This window comes from Bacteroides sp. RTP31139st1_H2_RTP31139_211217, from assembly GCF_040227615.1.
Lineage (GTDB): Bacteria > Bacteroidota > Bacteroidia > Bacteroidales > Bacteroidaceae > Bacteroides > Bacteroides uniformis.
In genome coordinates this window covers 1-4,416 of record NZ_JBCNZM010000237.1, presented here as the reverse complement: position 1 = coordinate 4,416, position 4,416 = coordinate 1, and the positions used below count along the sequence as shown (strand labels likewise).

Sequence of the window (4,416 nt, the reverse complement as noted above, 5' to 3'; positions counted from 1 at the left end):
TGGAAGTCCATGAGATTGATGAAACGGTTTACCTTTCAGTCGGTTCCGGATGTATCGGACAGACATTAGGTCTTAATGGTCTAATGATAAGTGAAACCGATGATTTGACGGCGACAATCATCCTTGATACTCCGACAGATGACTATGAGGAGGTAAAAACGCATCTATCCAATGTCCGCCGGATACTTGAATTTTTCATCCTTTCAACAAGAAATATCGAAGTTGATTATCTGGTATGTGGAGAAACGGATTTTATACTCGGAGAAAACCGATTAGGATATAATATGAACTTATGAAAAATCTAATAATATGAAGATATTGCTATATTTCTTTGCACGTTATTTATTGGCTCCATTATTTGTAGCCGTGATGATATTTGTCTTGACCGGAATAAAAACGATCAAGAGCAAACTTAGCCTGAAGAAATTAATCATATTCATTCTTCTGGCTTCCATTGCCGTCGCTTTACCCTGCCTGTTCGGTTTCCTAAAAAATGAATACGTCTGGGGAGGCTTGACATTCACGATACTGTCCTATATCCTCCTTGGGGCGTTGTTCTGCAAACTGTCAACCTCCGATTTGTTCGGAGCAATCGGTATTGGCAGTTCCCGAACAGCGGTCATTCTCACTCTAACCACGATATGCGCTTTAGGCGGATGGTGCTACTATCTGCTGTTTGAACTGATAAGCAAGCTGCCTTATTCGCTATGGAACACAACAAATATCCTGTGGTTTGCAATCCCGTATCTGATTATGTACAGCAGAACCCTGTTCCTGGACATCCCGCATCCGATATACACCCCATGGGAATTGAGCTATGGAACCTTTGACCGGAAATATTGGGACAACATAGACAACTTCGGTTTCCGAACGGTCAAAGTCAAGATTAAACGGAATATAAAAGACCCGACATACGCTTCGCTGGTTGTCCGACTGCCCAATGAAATATCTCTTGGAAACTGGTTCAATTGGGTTATCGAAGACCAAAACAGGCGTTTCCCCCAAAACAAGATTGAAACAGAAAAGGAAGATATGCAAATCGGATGGATGTTCTATACCTCAAAATGGTTTAACTTCCCGTTGTTCATAAGAATACTTGACCCCACTCTGACCAGTGAGGGCAATAAGATTAAGAATAACCAAACGATATATATCCGGCGAGTACAAGTAGAAACAAAAACATCATAATATATGAAAACACTAACATATTTGCCTGTAAACTGGGTCAATGGTCTGAAGCTGACCAGCAAGCATTTCTTTGCAAACCAGTATAGCCAAACGGAAGCTCTCAACCGCGAAGCAGGAAGGAGCTTGACCAGTTATAACTATGGCCTTGGAGAGGTTCTTGAAGGGATAGGTGACAATCTTGAAATTGAGATTTCAGGTGATACCATGTCCACTCTCTGTGTCCGCCTGAAAAGTTGTAACGCAATCACCAAAGGCGGTCTGCCCATCGTTTATTACGACGGTTTATACGGGGATGAGAAACCCAGTGCAACCATTTCAGAATCCGGCCTGCAAGCCGAAGACAGCGAGTATATGGTACTAATATCCGTAGATCCGTATCACTTGATACCTGTCGGTGAACCGGACCCGGAAGAGGTGCCTTTGCATCACCCGTATGTCTTGCCGAGCATAAAACTCCATATCGTCCCCAAGAACCAAGTCAACAAATCGTTCTACAGCCAGAATTTTTTGCTGGTGGCAGAGGTATGCAGACAAGGGAATACCTATAAAATCAATCATCAATATATTCCGCCGGTACAACATTCCGCTTGCCACGATGGGATTAAAACATTCATTTCCCAATTGGCACGTACCCTACAGTCTATAAAAGAAGACGTGAAACTCATTTACAGCAGGAATGTTGCCGACAAGCGTAGAGATACGCTTGCCAACAACACATTTGAGCTGTGTAAGGCTTTCTCTGCCTTTTACAACTCAAGAATCTTCTTTATCGAGCAAATTGCCTTAGAGCAACCGCCGATATATCTTGTGCAGGCCGTGAACGAACTTGCAAACGGTCTGAACTCCGCTCTTCAAAGTCTTTCCGAAACGGAAAGAGAACAATTGCTCCAATACTTCTATGAGTGGACCAATGTCACGCCCTCTGAATTTATCACGAAGATAGAGAGCGTAACCAAACTTATGTATGACCATACCAATATAAACCAATCATTGCAGACGGCAGGGGCACTTGTGACACTGCTCAGCAATATGTTCCACAAAATGAGTGAACTGGAATACATCGGAATGGTTCGTGAGAATATTATAGTAGGAGACGAAAGTCACGAAACAATAGAAGCTCAAAAGAAACGGTCATGGTCGTTTATAGGTTGAGCGATTAAATCATAGCAAATATGGAAGCAGAAAACAAAAAAGCTCGTTTGAAAGCGAAACTCCGATTTACTTTGGTATTCGCTATCGCACTGATTGTTACCACAACCGGAGGTGTCGTAACGATTGTGACTGCACAAAAGGGAATATCCCTTCTTGAAAGCAAGAAGGCCGAATATGACAATGTGTTCAAGAAACAGGCAGAACTTAACTTCCAGATAGAAGAATTGTTCCGGGACCTGAACAATCTGAAGACCAAGCGGCGAAATTCGAGTGAACACAAGCATATGCAAAAACTGATAACCAAAAAACGGTTATTGATGGAAAATGACATTGCGATGCAGGCCGATAAAAGCAAGTACGAAGTGTATAAAGCCATGCTTGAACAGATTCGTGTCATCCAGTCATCCATGGATGACCTTGACCGCGAAAGCAAACAGCGTGAAAGCAACATGGAGCAACTTGAAAAGTGTAGAATCAAATATCAGGAATTAACCAAGAATAAACTGACGAAGCCATGACAAAAGACGAAGTGCTATGGGGAAACATCCGTTTTCTCCTGCTGCTGATTTTCTCAGTAGCCGCAATTTATATCATACTTTGCCGGTATATACTCAACGTACCGACAGAGGACAGTTCGGAACTGATAAACGACATCAACCATTCCGAGCGCATTTTTGAAATCCAGCATACACATATGCAGCAAGCGCAGAACATCTGGAATGAAATCGACTCTTTGGACTTCAACATCCATCAGGTACAAAAGATGGACGAAGTGAAGGATGGGATTTACCAATTGCAGCATATATACAAGGAAAATAATATGAATACGAAATTCCTTTTCGGCGTGTTGTCCTCCAGAGTGCTTAAATGCCAATTCGACATCAAAGAGGAATTGAACAGTCTGGTACACAACAATGCACTGATTGAGCGGGATTTGGAAGAATGTAAAGCCAATTTATAAAACATTCGCGATGGATAATAAGAAAACTATAACAATCATCATATTGGGACTGGTTGCCATGGCAGGTATCCTTTTGTTCTTGTTCCTGCCTTCGAAGTCGCACCTTGCCAATATTGACTTTTATGTGTATGACACCAATGATAATTTTCATTATGAGGTCAATGAGCGGTTGGAGCTGTTAGTCAACGATACGGCGGCGATTAAAGGCAAGCAGCTCATTTGGGAAATGGGAAACGGCGATACACTGATGAGAAATACGGATGTGTCATACACTTATCGTAAGGCCGGCAAATATCTTATTACTTTGAAAATAGACGGAAAACACTCCGTAAACAAGTATATCAAGGTTATCTCAGGACTGGAGCATGAGGCCATTGATTCCATACCCCGTATAAATGGAGTGTCAGAGGGTTATCAAGGCGAAGAGCTGGTCTTTTCGGCAGAAGGCTATGGCATGGACACATGGCTATGGGAATTTGGCGAAAGCGGTACTGTGGACGCATACGAGCAGCAAGTCGTATATTCGTATGATATTCCGGGAGAATACACCATCTCATTACAAACCAATACGACGAAATATCCGGTAAAGCACCGTATAACCATTCTCCCACGCTTTGAAAAAGCAGAGGAACTGGTCACGGTAGATTCGTTGGCACTGGTACAGAATGATATAAAAAAACACCTGCAAGCCATAGCTGACGCCAAAGTCTCACAAAAGTCGGTCTATTACGAACATACAAATTATATCCGTAAAAAATATTTTTGCATTGATGCAGACCAGGTAGTGGTCATCATCAATGATGAAAAATACAATGACTTCAACGGCTATTGCCAAGGACTGCATTTTCTTGAGAGCAACAGGAAAAAGCGTGTGAGTATTGATGATGTGAAGATTGACGATTTGAATTGCGTCAAGTCCATCCATGTGACACAAAGTTATATTGAAAAATGAAACAACTGAATCTCATACGAAATCTGTTTTCTGTGGCCGTGATGATGACTCTTGCGTGCAACGTATCTGCCCAAGTGTCCATCCGCGACAGGATACAAATAATGGATAGGGATATATTCAATTATCCGGAATCCACGGAAGCACCTGTCAAAACAAAGAAAAG

General features: G+C 42.1%; 5 protein-coding genes and 1 pseudogene. All 6 read left to right on the top strand.

Annotation, left to right across the window (positions count from 1 at the left end):
• Positions 1–296 (top strand): annotated as a pseudogene (locus tag ABUA47_RS22860) (hypothetical protein); the annotation flags it as partial.
• 13 nt (positions 297–309) lie between these two features.
• Positions 310–1,188: a TssN family type VI secretion system protein gene (locus ABUA47_RS22855; protein WP_032558006.1), complete on the top strand. Its 879-nt coding sequence runs from the start codon at positions 310–312 to the stop codon at positions 1,186–1,188.
• Between the two features lie 3 nt (positions 1,189–1,191).
• Positions 1,192–2,340 (top strand): hypothetical protein, encoded by a 1,149-nt coding sequence (locus ABUA47_RS22850; RefSeq protein WP_008669236.1) that lies wholly within the window; start codon positions 1,192–1,194, stop codon positions 2,338–2,340.
• Positions 2,341–2,360: 20 nt separating this feature from the next.
• Positions 2,361–2,858 carry a type VI secretion system TssO gene (locus tag ABUA47_RS22845; protein ID WP_007761341.1) on the top strand — a complete coding sequence of 166 codons (498 nt, stop codon included), beginning with the start codon at positions 2,361–2,363 and terminating at the stop codon, positions 2,856–2,858.
• Positions 2,855–3,301: a type VI secretion system TssO gene (gene tssO / locus ABUA47_RS22840; protein ID WP_005836824.1), complete on the top strand. Its 447-nt coding sequence runs from the start codon at positions 2,855–2,857 to the stop codon at positions 3,299–3,301. The genes ABUA47_RS22845 and tssO overlap by 4 nt, the downstream gene beginning before the upstream one ends.
• 10 nt (positions 3,302–3,311) lie before the next feature.
• Complete coding sequence (locus ABUA47_RS22835; RefSeq protein WP_007761345.1) at positions 3,312–4,253, top strand: PKD domain-containing protein; 942 nt, start codon at positions 3,312–3,314, stop codon at positions 4,251–4,253.
• The last annotated feature ends 163 nt before the right edge of the window (positions 4,254–4,416 follow it).

Excerpts from the sequence above, each read along its gene's own strand:
- tssO (WP_005836824.1), top strand. The coding sequence starts at position 2,855 with ATGACAAAAGACGAAGTGCTATGGGGAAACATCCGTTTTCTCCTGCTG.
- ABUA47_RS22845 (WP_007761341.1), top strand. The coding sequence starts at position 2,361 with ATGGAAGCAGAAAACAAAAAAGCTCGTTTGAAAGCGAAACTCCGATTT.
- ABUA47_RS22855 (WP_032558006.1), top strand. The coding sequence starts at position 310 with ATGAAGATATTGCTATATTTCTTTGCACGTTATTTATTGGCTCCATTA.
- ABUA47_RS22835 (WP_007761345.1), top strand. The coding sequence starts at position 3,312 with ATGGATAATAAGAAAACTATAACAATCATCATATTGGGACTGGTTGCC.
- ABUA47_RS22850 (WP_008669236.1), top strand. The coding sequence starts at position 1,192 with ATGAAAACACTAACATATTTGCCTGTAAACTGGGTCAATGGTCTGAAG.